The sequence below is a fragment of the Paenibacillus sp. CH40 genome, from assembly GCF_024213605.1.
Lineage (GTDB): Bacteria > Bacillota > Bacilli > Paenibacillales > Paenibacillaceae > Paenibacillus > Paenibacillus polymyxa_B.
The window spans coordinates 427,499-441,711 of record NZ_JANAVQ010000004.1 but is presented as its reverse complement, the minus strand read 5'-3'; the positions used below and the strand labels follow the sequence as shown (position 1 = coordinate 441,711).

The 14,213-nt window shown below is 47.4% G+C and carries 12 protein-coding genes; 7 read left to right on the top strand and 5 right to left on the bottom strand.

Going from position 1 to position 14,213, the window contains the following annotated elements:
- Positions 1-48: 48 nt before the first annotated feature.
- Genes chvE through mmsB form a run of 3 tightly spaced genes read left to right on the top strand, consistent with a single transcriptional unit; the run spans position 49 to position 3,864 of the window.
- A complete protein-coding gene (chvE, locus tag NLX73_RS15310; RefSeq protein WP_069011527.1) occupies positions 49-1,134 on the top strand; it encodes a multiple monosaccharide ABC transporter substrate-binding protein in 1,086 nt (361 codons plus the stop codon).
- 32 nt (positions 1,135-1,166) lie between these two features.
- The gene (mmsA, locus tag NLX73_RS15305) at positions 1,167-2,717 is read left to right on the top strand and encodes a multiple monosaccharide ABC transporter ATP-binding protein (RefSeq protein WP_254326577.1); all 1,551 of its coding nucleotides are present in this window, start codon (positions 1,167-1,169) and stop codon (positions 2,715-2,717) included.
- A complete protein-coding gene (gene mmsB / locus NLX73_RS15300) occupies positions 2,701-3,864 on the top strand; it encodes a multiple monosaccharide ABC transporter permease (RefSeq protein WP_023987351.1) in 1,164 nt (387 codons plus the stop codon). The genes mmsA and mmsB overlap by 17 nt, the downstream gene beginning before the upstream one ends.
- A gap of 97 nt (positions 3,865-3,961) precedes the next feature.
- On the opposite strand, the gene NLX73_RS15295 is transcribed toward mmsB, so the two are convergent.
- Together NLX73_RS15295 and NLX73_RS15290 are read right to left on the bottom strand one after the other, a co-directional pair.
- The gene (locus tag NLX73_RS15295) at positions 3,962-4,861 is read right to left on the bottom strand and encodes an SDR family oxidoreductase (RefSeq protein WP_254326576.1); all 900 of its coding nucleotides are present in this window, start codon (positions 4,859-4,861) and stop codon (positions 3,962-3,964) included.
- Between the two features lie 76 nt (positions 4,862-4,937).
- Complete coding sequence (locus tag NLX73_RS15290) at positions 4,938-5,690, bottom strand: MBL fold metallo-hydrolase (RefSeq protein WP_254326575.1); 753 nt, start codon at positions 5,688-5,690, stop codon at positions 4,938-4,940.
- Positions 5,691-5,692: 2 nt separating this feature from the next.
- Here NLX73_RS15290 and NLX73_RS15285 point away from each other — a divergent pair, with 2 nt between their 5' ends.
- Entirely contained in the window at positions 5,693-6,094 is a 402-nt protein-coding gene (locus NLX73_RS15285) for an Lrp/AsnC family transcriptional regulator (RefSeq protein WP_254326574.1), read from the top strand.
- A gap of 65 nt (positions 6,095-6,159) precedes the next feature.
- Here the strand turns inward: NLX73_RS15285 and NLX73_RS15280 are convergent, their stop codons facing one another.
- Positions 6,160-6,672 (bottom strand): GNAT family N-acetyltransferase, encoded by a 513-nt coding sequence (locus NLX73_RS15280; RefSeq protein ID WP_254326573.1) that lies wholly within the window; start codon positions 6,670-6,672, stop codon positions 6,160-6,162.
- 132 nt (positions 6,673-6,804) lie between these two features.
- Between NLX73_RS15280 and NLX73_RS15275 the strand changes: the two genes are divergently transcribed.
- The gene (locus NLX73_RS15275; RefSeq protein WP_254326572.1) at positions 6,805-7,719 is read left to right on the top strand and encodes an EcsC family protein; all 915 of its coding nucleotides are present in this window, start codon (positions 6,805-6,807) and stop codon (positions 7,717-7,719) included.
- 102 nt (positions 7,720-7,821) lie between these two features.
- Here NLX73_RS15275 and NLX73_RS15270 read toward each other — a convergent pair whose 3' ends face one another.
- The gene (locus NLX73_RS15270) at positions 7,822-9,090 is read right to left on the bottom strand and encodes an MFS transporter (protein ID WP_250267629.1); all 1,269 of its coding nucleotides are present in this window, start codon (positions 9,088-9,090) and stop codon (positions 7,822-7,824) included.
- Positions 9,091-9,447: 357 nt separating this feature from the next.
- Between NLX73_RS15270 and NLX73_RS15265 the strand changes: the two genes are divergently transcribed.
- Both NLX73_RS15265 and NLX73_RS15260 read left to right on the top strand, forming a co-directional pair.
- On the top strand, positions 9,448-11,439 hold the full coding sequence (locus NLX73_RS15265) for a stalk domain-containing protein (protein ID WP_254326571.1): 1,992 nt from the start codon (positions 9,448-9,450) through the stop codon (positions 11,437-11,439).
- Between the two features lie 210 nt (positions 11,440-11,649).
- Positions 11,650-13,419 carry an acid phosphatase gene (locus tag NLX73_RS15260; protein ID WP_254326659.1) on the top strand — a complete coding sequence of 590 codons (1,770 nt, stop codon included), beginning with the start codon at positions 11,650-11,652 and terminating at the stop codon, positions 13,417-13,419.
- A gap of 124 nt (positions 13,420-13,543) precedes the next feature.
- Here the strand turns inward: NLX73_RS15260 and queF are convergent, their stop codons facing one another.
- Entirely contained in the window at positions 13,544-14,041 is a 498-nt protein-coding gene (gene queF, locus NLX73_RS15255) for a preQ(1) synthase (RefSeq protein WP_029516147.1), read from the bottom strand.
- Between the last annotated feature and the right edge of the window lie 172 nt (positions 14,042-14,213).

The following is a 14,213-nucleotide window of genomic DNA, read 5'->3' as shown; positions in this document are numbered from 1 at the left end:
ACTTACCTTCAAATTGACCCGCATCACATGAGGAAAGGGGAACTTCATATGAAAAAAGGAGCTGTTGTCGTATGGCTTCTGGTTTTGGCCCTGATGCTTTCGGCCTGTAATTTGGCGGAGAGTGGAACGGGCAGCAAGGAGAAAGGCTATGTGGGCATTTCCATGCCGACCAAATCGTCCGAGCGTTGGGTAGGGGACGGAGAAAATATGGTCCGGTTGTTTCAGGAGCAAGGCTATAAAACGGATTTACAGTACGCCGAGGACGTGGTGGAAAACCAAATCTCCCAAATCGAAAATATGATCACCAAGGGTGTCAATGTTATGGTGATCGCTTCGGTCGACGGAAACACGCTGACGGATGTAATTCAGAAGGCACACGACCGAGGCATTCAGGTCATTTCTTACGACCGGCTGATTCGCAACACACCGTATCTGACGTATTATGCGACCTTCGATAACTTTAAGGTGGGCGTGCTACAGGCGGCATATATTGAGAAAAAGTTAGGACTTAAGGAAGGCAAAGGCCCATTCAATATCGAGCTGTTTGGTGGTTCACCGGATGATAATAACGCCTATTTCTTCTTTAATGGTGCGATGTCCGTACTGAAACCTTATATTGATTCCGGCAAACTGGTCGTGCGCAGCAAGCAGATGACGATGGCGCAGATCGCTACACTGCGGTGGGATGGAGCATTGGCCCAGTCGCGAATGGATAACCTGCTGAGTGCGTACTATTCGGGGGCTAATCTGGACGCGGTACTATCCCCTTATGACGGAATCAGTATCGGTATCATTTCATCCCTGAAAGGGGTCGGATATGGATCAGCGAACAAGCCGCTGCCGATCATTACAGGGCAGGATGCGGAGCTGGCTTCCATCAAGTCGATTGTGGCTGGGGAGCAGACGCAAACTGTATTTAAGGATACTCGCAAGCTGGCTGAGCAAACGGTCGTGATGGCCAACAGCATTTTACAGGGCAAGCAAGCGGAAGTGAATGATGTTAAATCCTATAACAACGGTAAAAAGGTCATTCCTGCCTACTTGCTTGATCCAATCTCGGTGGATCGGACGAATGTGGAAAAGGATATTGTCGGCAGTCACTATTACACCAAAGAACAAATCGGACTGAAATAAGAGTAAGAATCCAAGCGAAAGGAGCATATCCCATGACTGGAATCATTTTGGAAATGAAGGGAATTACCAAAACCTTTCCCGGCGTGAAGGCATTGGAAAATGTAAATCTCAAGGTCAAGGAAGGCGAAATCCATTCCCTGTGCGGTGAGAACGGTGCGGGCAAATCGACGCTGATGAAGGTACTAAGCGGTGTATATCCGCATGGAACCTATGAAGGGGATATTGTTTTCCAGGGCAAAACGTGTGAGTTCAAGGATATCAAGCAGAGCGAGGAATTGGGCATTGTCATTATCCATCAGGAGCTGGCGCTGATTCCGTATCTCTCGATTGCTGAAAATATTTATCTGGGCAACGAACGCGCCAGTGGCGGTGTGATTGATTGGAAAGAGACTTTTGTGGGTACACGCGATCTGCTGTCCAAGGTCGGTTTGAGTGAGAATCCCAATACATTAGTTACGAACATCGGGGTCGGGAAGCAACAACTGGTCGAAATTGCGAAAGCGCTCTCTAAAAAGGTGAAGCTGCTTATTCTCGATGAACCGACAGCGGCGTTGAATGAGGATGATAGTGAAAATCTGCTTAATTTGATGCTGGAATTTAAAAAGCAGGGCATTTCCTGCATTCTCATCTCCCACAAGCTGAATGAAGTCGCAAAGGTGTCGGATTCAATTACGATTTTGCGGGATGGGAAGACGATTGAGACACTGGATATGAAAAAGGATGAGGTCACGGAGGATCGGATCATTAGCGGGATGGTTGGACGTGATCTGACCAGCCGTTATCCAGAGCGTCATGCCGAGATTGGCAAAGTCGTTTTGGAAGTGAAGGATTGGACGGTGTATCACGAGCATCATGCAGACCGCAAGGTGCTGGATCAGGTGAATTTGAACATTCGTCGCGGTGAAATTGTCGGTATTGCCGGGCTGATGGGGGCGGGACGGACCGAGCTGGCAATGAGCATTTTTGGCAAGTCGTACGGACGCAACATTTCCGGTCAGCTGATTAAAGACGGCAAGCCGATCCAGAACAACACGGTTACGGACGCGATCAACAACGGCTTTGCCTATGTAACGGAGGATCGCAAGGAGTATGGCCTCATTCTAATGGATGATATCAAGCGTAATATTTCGCTGACTGGCCTGAACAAGCTGACGAAGGGCGCTGTCGTCAATGAGCAGGAGGAAGTCGTCGTTGCAGAGGAAATGAAAAAAAGCATGAACATCAAAGCGCCGAGCATTTTACAGAAAACGGGTAATCTGAGTGGCGGCAATCAGCAGAAGGTGGTGCTGAGCAAATGGATTTTTGCCGGGCCGGATATTCTGATTCTGGATGAACCGACACGCGGCATTGATGTGGGCGCTAAATATGAAATTTACACGATTATTCATCGACTTGCCGCTGAAGGCAAGGGAGTGCTGGTCATTTCGTCCGAGCTGCCAGAGGTACTAGGTTTGTGTGACCGGATTTATGTCATGAATGCTGGGCGGATCACTGGAGAGGTTAGCCGTGAGGACGCGTCGCAGGAAACGTTGATGAGATATATGACCAAGTCAGGAGGCGTGAAGCATGGAAACCATAACTAAACTATTTAAAAATAACATCCGCCAATATGGCATGATGATTGCGCTGGTCGTCATTATGATTTTGTTCGAGGTGCTGACGGGCGGCCTGCTGTTGAAGCCGATTAATATTACCAATCTGATTCTGCAAAACAGCTATATTCTCGTGCTAGCCATCGGGATGGTGCTGGTTATCATCACTGGGCATATAGATTTGTCCGTCGGCTCCATAGCTGCTTTTGTCGGTGCGGTTGCCGCCATAATGATGGTCGATTGGCAGCTTCCAGCATGGATCGCTGTGATAGCATCTTTGCTGGTCGGGGCGTTAATCGGCGCATGGCAAGGGTTCTGGGTCGCTTATGTACGGATTCCGGCATTTATCGTTACATTGGCGGGAATGCTGCTCTTTCGGGGATTGACAATGATCGTGCTGGAAGGCCAATCTATCTCTCCATTTCCAGGGGGATTCCAGAAAATCAGTTCAGGCTTCCTACCGGATTTTTCATCTACCGGTTATAACCTGGTATCCATCATTGTCGGTATTGCACTCACGGTATGGTTTATCGTGAACGAACTTCGCGAACGCCGTTCTCAGCTTAAATATGGATTTGAGGTTCCGTCACAGACTTTATTTGTACTCAAGTTGATTGTGGTAGCTGCGGTTATCAATCTGTTCACCTTTATGCTCGCGAGCTACGCGGGGATACCTAACATTCTCGTGCTGCTGTTCATACTGATCGTTGTATACTCCTTCGTCATGAACCGCACGATTATGGGCCGTCATGTGTATGCGTTGGGTGGAAATGAAAAGGCAGCGGGTCTGTCCGGTGTTAAAACGAAAAAAGTAACGTTCTGGGTATTCGTCAATATGGGCGTGCTGGCCGCCATTTCCGGTCTGATCTTTGCTGCACGTCTGAACGCGGCTACGCCGAGAGCAGGTACGAACTTTGAGCTGGATGCCATCGCGGCTTGCTTTATCGGCGGTGCTTCGGCATCCGGCGGGATCGGAACCGTTTTTGGAGCCATTATCGGTGGTTTGGTCATGGGCGTACTGAATAACGGCATGTCTCTGATTGGTCTGGGTATTGACTGGCAGCAAGGCATCAAGGGCTTAGTACTTCTGCTGGCAGTTGCCTTCGATATTTACAACAAAAACAAAAGATCAGCTTAAGCTCAGATTTGATATCGTAAAACAAGACACCTCCAGTCCCACTTAAAATGTGGGTGCCGGAGGTGTCTTATTTATTAGGTCTTGTCAGCCAACGCAACTAATCCGTTACCATTTGTCCGCCATTGACATGCAGCGTTTGCCCTGTAATGTAGGAACCATCATCCGAAGCCAGCAGCACATAGGCGGGGGCCAATTCATAAGGCTGCCCGGCACGCTTCATCGGCGTATTGGTGCCAAAGGTGCGGATCGCTTCGGGCGACTGTGTCGCGGCATTCAGCGGAGTCCAGATCGGACCGGGAGCAATGGCGTTCACGCGGATGCACTGATCGACCAGATTATTAGCCAGAGCGCGGGTGAAGCTGACAATGGCTCCTTTGGTAGCTGAATAGTCGATCAGATTTTTTTGACCAACATAGGCTGTAACCGATGCCGTATTGACGATGCTGGCCCCAGCCCGCATATACGGCAGTGCTTCTGTAGTCATATGGAAGAAGGAAATAATATTCGTATCAAACGTATCACGAAGCTGCTGTTCGCTGATATCCAGATACGATTCGCGCACAAACTGAACACCCAGGTTGTTAATCAGAATGTCAATCCGACCGAAGGTTTCCATCGTTTTTTGAACAACCAGACAGCAGTTGCTTTTTAGCCTTAGATCGCCCGGAATTAACAAACAACGTCTGCCGAGCTTATGAATGACATCACGGGTTTCCATAGCATCTCGATGCTCATCGAGATAGGCAATGACCACATCGGCCCCTTCTTTGGCAAAAGCCACAGCAACCGCACGACCAATACCGCTGTCTCCGCCGCTAATAATAGCCACCCGATCCAGAAGCTTTCCGGTGCCGATATACTTTGGATTATCATAAATAGGGCGTGGAACCATCAGGTATTCCAACCCCGGCTGTCTATATTGATGCTGGGGAGGAAAAGCTATCGGAACTTCTTTACATTGGGTTTCTGTACCATAATAAGGATATTGCCAATTCATTGATAATCCCTTCTTTAGGCGTTTTGAAATCCAATATATTCAAAATGGGCGCAAGCGGTGACTCGGGATTATCGCCTTATGCCGAAACCGTTGCTCCATCTGCCGGAATATGGACACGTCCCTCCAAACCTTCACGGTTGATGTGTTCCGTAAGCTCGGAGCGAGTTAGTAGACAATGGTTGATTGCTTCCATATGGACAGCCACGATTTGTGTGTAAGAGGCATGCTGCGCAACAGCCGTTACATCTTGGGCAGTCATAATGATGGGATCACCAATCGTAAACCGAGCCCCTCCAGCGTTCACGATCGTCCAGTCAGGGCGGTATTTATCCAGTGTCTCCGCGACTTCACTGCACCAGATCGTATCCCCGGCCAAATAGACGACAGGTTCACCTGGTGCCTGAAACACAAAGCCGGATACGGGTCCCATCTGTTCCCCGATTTCTCCGGTGCCGTGATGCCCGGTAGTACGGATGATCTCAATTTCTCCCACGGAGCCAGCCACCGAAATCGGAGTAACCTGTGTAAAACCGTCAGCAGTAATTTGTTCTTCATTTCCGGGCTGGCAGAAGACGGGAAGTTGTTTGTCCAACCAGCGTACTGCTGCCGGGTCCCAATGATCGGGATGCAAATGTGTGACGATGACAACATCAGGCTGTCCGAGTGCCTGCCATTGCGGCGGCAAGGGAACCAGCGGATTACGGCGGGCATTTTCCGTATTGGGAACCGGCGGATTTGCGCCAGCATCACTCAACATCGGATCAATCAGAAATTTTACTCCAGCGTATTCGATCCATAAGGTTGCGTTGCGGATTAGTGTGATTTTCATCTATGGAAGCTCCTTTGGTTCATCATTTAATTGAAGACAGCTCTTTATCGCACAAGGAGATCGGTCAGCTTGTTCACTTGACGGGCCAAGCCGTAGGAGCGCGTGTTCGAAAAATGCAGGATGCGGGCATTATCGAGGGCTATACGCTGCGCTGGAACCCTGAGAAAATTGGACAGACGATTCATGCCTTTATTACGGTTTTTTTGAATTCAGGAACAACTCACAGTGCTTTCCAGGCTTTTGCACGGGAGCATCCCTATATTGTCGAAATCCATCGAGTGAGTGGGGAAGGCTGTTATTGGATGCGCTTGCGCATGTCATCACAGGCAGAGTTAAATACCATGCTGGATGAGCTTACGAAGTTTGGTAATTACAAATTGAGTTTTTCCATTGGTGAGATTTAACGATAAAAGCTTTCGGCGTTTGTGCCGAAAGCTTTTTTATTTGGGCGAGGGCTATGAGGTCAACGTTATAGGCTCATTTTTAAAATATGCTGCAATCCGTGTTGTCCCATTTTAGTGTTGCCTTCATCGATAAAGCCGCATTTGCGATACAGACTTTGGGCAGGCAGATTACGGGCATTGACGCCCAGTACAATCTCGTGAATATGTGGGAAGTGTCTGGCGATGAACTGTGGTAGTAGAAGCAGCCCTTTCTTAGCGAATCCTTGTCCCTGATCTGCGTAATGAATAGAGAACGCGCGCAGCAGCAGTGCCTCAGCAGTATTCGTATAGTCCGCTAATTCATCCCCATCGTATAAAATGAAAAATCCAACGGGTCTTCTAGTAGCCGTAATCACGACAGGATGGCGGTGCGGATCTTCCTTGGCCAGTGTCAGCATTTCATCCGGCATTCCAGTAAACTGCTTCTGCTCCTCAGGCAAGTGGAAGGTATGTAAAATGGCATCATGTTCACAATGGTAAGGGACAAGCTCTACATTAGCAGTTGAAGAAGACTGTGAGGCGAATGTGGGATTATTCATCTTTACACCCCGATCTGTATGGATTTTTAACTTTCTATATCATCTAGTTTGCTAAAAAAGAAACCTGAACTCGCCTTACTTACGTATTACTCATACATAAACTAGCATAGTCAAAAGGAGACGTCTACGGTTATGAAACAGCTTACAGAATATCGGGAAAGCCAGGACGTATTGCGTCATGAGCTGAAGAATATTGAAAAATGGGAAAAGGAACAGAAGGACATTTTTTTCTGGGAAAAAATCGGCAGATGGCCTTTTATGTTGCTGGATCGGCTGACGCCCAAAGTCATTAAAGACAAGCTAGAGCAACTGCTTAATGAGATGGGCAGTTTCATTCAGAACGGCGGTAAATATTTGGTGAAGGAAGAAACGGTTCTGAACAGGCTGAAAAAGACGGCCCATGAACATGTAATTCAGCAAAATGGCGCAGATTCCGTGTCGGATACGCAGGGCCTGCCTCGTGCCGGGGAAAACGCTGATTCGGAACATAGTGCCGAACCTAGGTGGGAGTTGAAGCAGGCGGCTGAGCTCCCGCTAACAATCATGGATCGGACTGCTGACGATATGACGTCGGCTCGCATTACCTTTGCTACCGCTCAGGGAGCAACAACGGGAATTGGCGGTGTGTTTACGATTGCGGCGGATATTCCTCTTTTGCTCGGCTTGTCACTCAAAGTGCTTCAGGAAATAGCCTTGTGTTATGGCTTTAATCCCCATGATAAGCAGGAACGCATTTTTATTATTAAATGTATGCAATTTGCTTCATCCGATATTGTGGGTAAGAAGGCCGTATTAGAGGAGCTGGCTTTGTTCGATGATCCTTCACGTCAGGCACAGGTTTTTTCCCAGATGCAGGGATGGAGAGAGGTCATTAACACTTATCGTGACCAGTTTGGATGGAAAAAGCTGCTTCAAATGGTCCCGATTGCGGGTATTTTGTTTGGCTCCATTGCGAACCGAAGCGCTATTAGTGACGTAGCTGAAGCAGGGAAAATGCTGTATCGGAAGCGTCGGATTTTAATGCGTTTGGCAGAAGTAGAGAATTGATTACAACTTTGGTGTAAGCGGGGATATTCTTTTTTGTGAGGAAATACGTTAGTTGGGTATAAAGGTGTGCAGCGGCCAAGATGGCCGCCACACGTTTGCCTGTTACACTTCGGCTCCATTTTCTTCCGCCCAGCGGTTCAGGGTTTTATCTGTAGGAAGCAGGAAGGTTAAGATGCCGAGCAGTGGCAAAAAGCCGCATAGAAACATGATGTGGGTGATGCCTACCTTGTCGATCCAGTTGCCGAGCACGAGTGCTCCCACACCACCAAGGCCAAAAGCGAGGCCCGTAATGAGACCGGACACCGTTCCGATTTTGCCGGGCACAAGCATCTGTGCATATACGACTGTGACCGAAAAGCTAGACAGCATAATAAATCCGATAATTGCCAGCAGGATCGCCGTCCAGAATTGGTTGGCATAAGGTAGTGCCAGCGCGAGTGGTGCAGCTAATACCATGGACAGAAATATCATATTGCGTTTACCAAAACGGTCCGCGAGCGGACCGCCAAAGAAGGTGCCCAGCGCTCCAGCCCCGAGGAACAGGAAAATGTAAAGCTGTGCATCAGCCAATGGCATTTTAAATACTTCCATCAGGTAAAACGAATAGTAGCTTCCGACCGAGGTCGAGTACCACGAACGGACGAATACCAGTAGAATGAGGACAATCATGGCAAACATAACGCGGTTACGCACTTCGGGCTTCATGCGGCGTGCCACCGCTTTTTTGCGTGCAACGCCTTCTGTACGCAGGACGTTACCGTACCAGCGGGCGATGAACGATTGCACCACAATTCCCGCTGCCGCAATACCTGTGAACCAGATCGCACCGAATTGTCCTAACGGGATAAAAATCCAGCTCGTGAGCATCGGCGCCAGCGATTGGCCCGCATTGCCGCCAACTTGAAAAATGGATTGTGCCAATCCCCGACGCGGCCCGGCCGCCATATGGGATACGCGTGAGCCTTCAGGGTGAAAGGCAGCCGAGCCCAGACCCACAAAGATGACTGCGATCAGCACCGCTTTATAATCGGCAGCATAGGCGAGCAACAGCATGCCAGTCAGCGTAAAGCCCATGCCGATGGGAAGGATAGCGGGCGTAGGCCGTTTGTCTGAAAACAAGCCAATCACAGGCTGCATGATTGAAGCTGTAAAATTGATCGCGAATGAAATCCAGCCGATTTGCGTGTAGTTCAGGCTCATAGATTCCTTTAAGATCGGAAAGATCGCTGGAATGACCGATTGAATCGAGTCATTGAACAGATGGACGAAACTGATCGCAATCAGTATCGCAAAAACGGTGCCTTTCGCTTGTGGACCCGGGAGGGGGAGCGATCGGCCCGTTTCAGTTTTTGTAGCAGATTTACTAGTCATGGCAACCTCCGGATATGTATGTATATTTTAAGATATAGGAAGCGATCCGTTTGCAGCAAATGGCTGAAAGTGGGATAAAGGCCGCCTTTACTCATTGCTGCTTGCCCATCCTGCTGGATACTCTTCATTACTCCATTTAGTTAGAATTTCTAAAATGACATATCCAAATTCAAACATTCACCATCCTCAAAACCGATATATATGTGAGTATTTTGCATAAGTCCCAAGAGCGCTTTTCAAATCAGAAATATAGAGATCGAAGTGATCTAGTTCGTCTATATAATGTATTTTTGAGCGTTGGGAATGGAATTATGCAAAATACTGATATGGAAATATAGATAGAAAAGGGGAACCACGATGAGAAAAGCAACGAAGATTTTGCTGGCAGTATCTATGGTATGTGGAGCGGTGGTGGGAACTGCGTTAAACACTGGAGAAACAGCAGTAGCGGCAAATGTAACGACGAACAACACTTGGAAAAACGCTAAAATTATAGACGTGATCGACCGGAATAACTACATACTGGATGACGGTTCTTTATGGAGAAAGAGTATAAATGGCCCGGTTATTGAGAAATTGAATTTGAAAGGCATTACAGGCAGCAAAAATGAGAGCCAAGGTTATTATGGCTGGACTGAGGACGGGAAGGTAGCCATCTGGGATGATAACTCCGACTCAAAAGTGACGGCTCAATCCTCAGGAGTTAAAGAAATTACAGGTGAGGGTTTGGCTATTAAAACCGATGGGACGATCTCCTGGGGAAGAGAACAGGTTGAGGGAATATCGGATGCTATAGATGGTGATAAGGTAAGTACCTACTTTACGGTTCTTACTCGATCCGGTGATGTATGGTATTCCACAGGGTACGCAGAATCTAAGCCCCGCAAGATAGGTCATGTAGATGGTGCGCTTGATATCAAAATGAGTACGGCGTATGCTGCAGTACTTAAGGAAGATGGCCATGTCACGATGCTGGATATGCTGACCAATGAACCACCGCGCGAAGTGGGAAGTGATATTGCTTCGATTTTATGGAAAAAAGGTACACATGTCTTGATTACTGTACATCATGACGGGACTGTATGGAGCTATGACCGAATGAAGAAATATCCAGCTGTGCAGCTTAGCGGGTTATCTAATGTTGCACGGTTGGTTGATTCGCCTGACGAGCTTTTTGCACAATTAAAGGATGGCTCTTGGGTCGGCTATAAGGACGGAATCACGACTGCGCTGAGCTTGCCTACATTAACGGGTATGTCCTTGTTGACGACCTCCAAAGAGGCTGCCATCGGCGATACAATTCAATTAAATGTACAAGAGACGTATTCGAACGGTTATCGACTAACACGTCATCCCGAAGCTAGTGAGATTGAAGTGGAGAAACCGCAGGTTGCCGAGCTACAGCAGAATGGTTCCGGTACACTCAAAGTAAGGGGCATTGGAAGCACATCCGTAGCTCTGCGGACCGAAGGAATACCCTCTTCTTTTACACTAAAGGTTTCGTCCGATCAAACCTTGACCGGGGCGGCTATACTGAACGGCAATGTGTATTTGCCTGTGCAGTCTGTGTTCAAGACGCTGGGTGGATCTGTTACCTTGGCAAACCAGACCTTTACGATCAAGCTAGGTAAAAACAATATCGTACTCCAAAAAGGGAGTTCCACCGCAATGGTGAATGGTAAACCTGTTGCACTGAAGGGCAAGGTTCAAACGGTTAACGGACAGGTTGTATTCCCGGGAACATTACTGACCGATCTGAAGTTGGGCGGATTCAAATGGAATCGTGACCGTCAGCAAGGAGAATTATCTGTGGGCGCTACCAAGCTGGTCATTGAGACGCCGGAAACGGCAAAAATTATCAGAGCCATTGATCTGGGCAGTCTGTCCAAATTAATTGGCAAAACCTATTGGGTCAATAACTTCTATAGCGCTGGAGAGCGATTTGGCAAGGTAACAGTTAAAGATATCGAAGTCAGCACGGACCCGAACGGTGTTAAATCTTACGAAGTTATTTTCCAGGGGGCCAATGGCGAAACTTATAACACGTTTTCCATCATCGGAGCTTCACGCATTCCACAAATGCTGTCTGATCCCGATCAATTTCTGACTTACGATCCGTACAAGAAATACCAATGGTCGCAAGCCATCTGGAACAAGATTAAAAATAATGAGGTGAGCTTGGGCATGAATACGACGCAGGTGCAGTTCGCATGGGGAAACCCAACGGTCAGAGAAAAGGGGGCTGCTTCAAACGGAACTCAAGTCGAAGCCTGGGTATACGGCAACCGTAGTCTTTATTTCAAGGCGGTAGCTTTCGTGAATGGTAAAGTCATAGAAGTATGGCTGTAGGGTAGCTGGTTTTTCTATAACGGTTTGAACGAGGTGTCTCCAGAGTCGTATATATGGCTCTTGGGATGCCTTTTTTTCATTTAACAAAACTAAGCTCTTGATTTAACAAACTTAAGATATGATTCTTTATGTCATACATCTTGTTATTTAGATAATAGCTCCGTAGAGAAAGCACGAAGAGCACAAGAGAAGAGAGGATCTGATTTGAGAATGAAATCGCTAAGGAAACCATTATCAGTTGCATTACTATCTTTACCATTACTTCTAGGTTCCCTGGGTGGAAGTTATGCGAGTGCGGCAACCCTACCAACAACGGTAACTCCAACAGAACCGTCATGGGGATACTTCGTAGATCATTATAAAAATAATAGTTCTGCAAATAAGACGGAAAGCTCTAATCCGACTCTCGGATTGCTCTCCGAATTTAATAAGCTTTGGACTCGCGGTGCTACTTGGGATACAGGTACCAAGCTAAACAGCAGCGTGCTGGACGCCAATATTCAAAAAGTGATTGATATAGCTGCCCGTCGCACTTCTAGTGAGGCTGATGCAGCTTATTTGGATGATCGCAGAAACCAGAGCTACAGTGTGATCGACGGTCTGGGTTCGCTCACTGATGTATATCGAAAGAATGCAGGTGCCACAACAACGATCAACGACATTCCGGCAGATGCTCTGACTAAGAAATACGAAGATGAGGGAACGAATGCTGGGAGTACAAGCTCCAATCTCGGTAACATCGTAAATCTGGTAAATACCTTGCGCGGGGAATACTCTACGACGAACCCGGCTAAGTCTTATTTTAGCTACCCTCGCCCGTTTCGCTGGAGCGATAACTCAGTAGTTGTTCCGAGCCTTATTCCCGCTCTCAAAGCTGATGCTACTAACGATGGCGGCTTTCCTAGCGGTCATACCAATGCTGCGTATCTCAGTTCTATTGCTATGGCCTACGCCGTGCCGGAGCGTTATCAAGAACTGCTGACGCGAGCTTCGGAGCTGGGCAATAACCGTGTTGTTGCTGGTATGCATTCCCCGCTTGATGTTATGGGAGGACGTGTCATGGCAACAGCGATGGCTGCTGCTATCCTGTCTGATCCAGCCAATAGCAGTTTGAAGAAAGCCGCTTATCAGGATGCTCGTAAACAACTGCTGTCTCAAAAAGGTACAGCTCCAGATCGGTTCAGCAATTATGCCACAAACAAAAAAAATTATGATCAACGATTAACATACGGATTTAGTCAGGTTAATCCAACTACGACGCCAATGACAGTGCCTAAGGGAGCTGAGGTACTATTGGAGACACGCTTGCCTTACCTGGATAGCACACAACGTCGTTGGGTTTTGGCTACCACGGGGATTCCTTCCGGCTATCCTGTACTTGATGATGCTGAGGGATGGGGACGATTGAACTTGTTTTCCGCTGCAGATGGCTACGGTGCTTTCGCCAATAATGTGACGGTGAATATGGACGCTTCCAAAGGCGGTTTCAATGCATTGGATCGCTGGCGCAATAATATCTCTGGTGTTGGAAAGCTGACTAAAAAGGGAACAGGTACGTTGAAGCTAATGGGTAACAATACGTATTCCGGCGGTACACAGATCGACCAAGGTACTTTGGAGGGAACTTCGGAAACGGCTTTCGGAAGTGGTGGAATTACGAATAACGGGGGAACTTTTCTTAAAAATGCTTCTGGAAAGCTGATTATTGGCGGAAATTACAGACAATCTGCCAAGGGAACACTTGAGCTTAACCTGCGCAGTAAAAATGATGTGCTCAAAATAAAAGGAACAGCTATACTCAACGGAAAATTACGTCTGAATTTTTCTAACAAATATGTACCGGCTAATGGTGCTACGATCTTAACTTATGCTAAACGAAATGGAGCATTTTCTTCCATTGAAACGGTAGGTTTACCAAGCAATTATAAAGTGAAGGTTATCTATACAGCTGACAGTGCTCAGTTGAAAGTCACTAAGTAAAACATAATTAGCTCGCTATATAACAATTGAAGTGCACCTTTAAAATACATGGGGATAAACCAGAAGGTATTCCAGTGTGTATTCTAGGGGTGCACTTTATTGTTTAAGGATAGGGAGTATTAGCTTAACGGTTATCAACCTTTTCCGGGTACATATCATGGTTCATCATACGGTGCTCCGCTATCTGTTCATACTTCGTTCCTGGCTTGCCGTAGTTGGTATACGGATCGATAGAGATGCCACCGCGTGGCGTGAATTTGCCCCATACTTCAATGTAGCGAGGGTCCATCAGCTTAATCAAGTCATTCATGATGATATTGACGCAGTCTTCATGGAAATCACCGTGGTTTCGGAAGCTGAACAGGTACAGCTTAAGGGATTTGCTTTCTACCATTTTAATATCAGGAATGTAGCTGATGTAGATGGTTGCAAAATCAGGCTGTCCTGTAATCGGGCACAGGCTGGTGAACTCCGGGCAATTGAACTTTACAAAATAATCCCGATACGGATGTTTATTATCAAAGCTTTCGAGAATGGCGGGATCATAGGCAAAAGTGTATTGTGTGCCTTGATTGCCAAGTAGGGTAACGTCGGTCATTTCTTCGGGTGTTCTTCCGGTCATATGGATGAGGCTCCTTAAGTTTAGTTTGGTAAAAGAGAGAGGGAGTTATGGTGATGGGGAGGTCGCTCCGCGAAGGATTTGAGCTTCCGATCGCTATCGCTTCTCCAGCTTCAATTCCTCCGCTTCGCTGCCGACCGCCGTCAACACCATAAAGTCCCTGCTCGTTTACCTG

Coding starts and splice junctions, on each gene's coding strand:
- mmsA (WP_254326577.1), top strand. CDS start 1,167: ATGACTGGAATCATTTTGGAAATGAAGGGAATTACCAAAACCTTTCCC.
- NLX73_RS15270 (WP_250267629.1), bottom strand. CDS start 9,090: ATGACTAGTAAATCTGCTACAAAAACTGAAACGGGCCGATCGCTCCCC.
- NLX73_RS15295 (WP_254326576.1), bottom strand. CDS start 4,861: ATGAATTGGCAATATCCTTATTATGGTACAGAAACCCAATGTAAAGAA.
- NLX73_RS15265 (WP_254326571.1), top strand. CDS start 9,448: ATGAGAAAAGCAACGAAGATTTTGCTGGCAGTATCTATGGTATGTGGA.
- queF (WP_029516147.1), bottom strand. CDS start 14,041: ATGACCGGAAGAACACCCGAAGAAATGACCGACGTTACCCTACTTGGC.
- NLX73_RS15275 (WP_254326572.1), top strand. CDS start 6,805: ATGAAACAGCTTACAGAATATCGGGAAAGCCAGGACGTATTGCGTCAT.
- chvE (WP_069011527.1), top strand. CDS start 49: ATGAAAAAAGGAGCTGTTGTCGTATGGCTTCTGGTTTTGGCCCTGATG.
- NLX73_RS15280 (WP_254326573.1), bottom strand. CDS start 6,672: ATGAATAATCCCACATTCGCCTCACAGTCTTCTTCAACTGCTAATGTA.
- NLX73_RS15290 (WP_254326575.1), bottom strand. CDS start 5,690: ATGAAAATCACACTAATCCGCAACGCAACCTTATGGATCGAATACGCT.
- NLX73_RS15285 (WP_254326574.1), top strand. CDS start 5,693: ATGGAAGCTCCTTTGGTTCATCATTTAATTGAAGACAGCTCTTTATCG.
- NLX73_RS15260 (WP_254326659.1), top strand. CDS start 11,650: ATGAAATCGCTAAGGAAACCATTATCAGTTGCATTACTATCTTTACCA.
- mmsB (WP_023987351.1), top strand. CDS start 2,701: ATGGAAACCATAACTAAACTATTTAAAAATAACATCCGCCAATATGGC.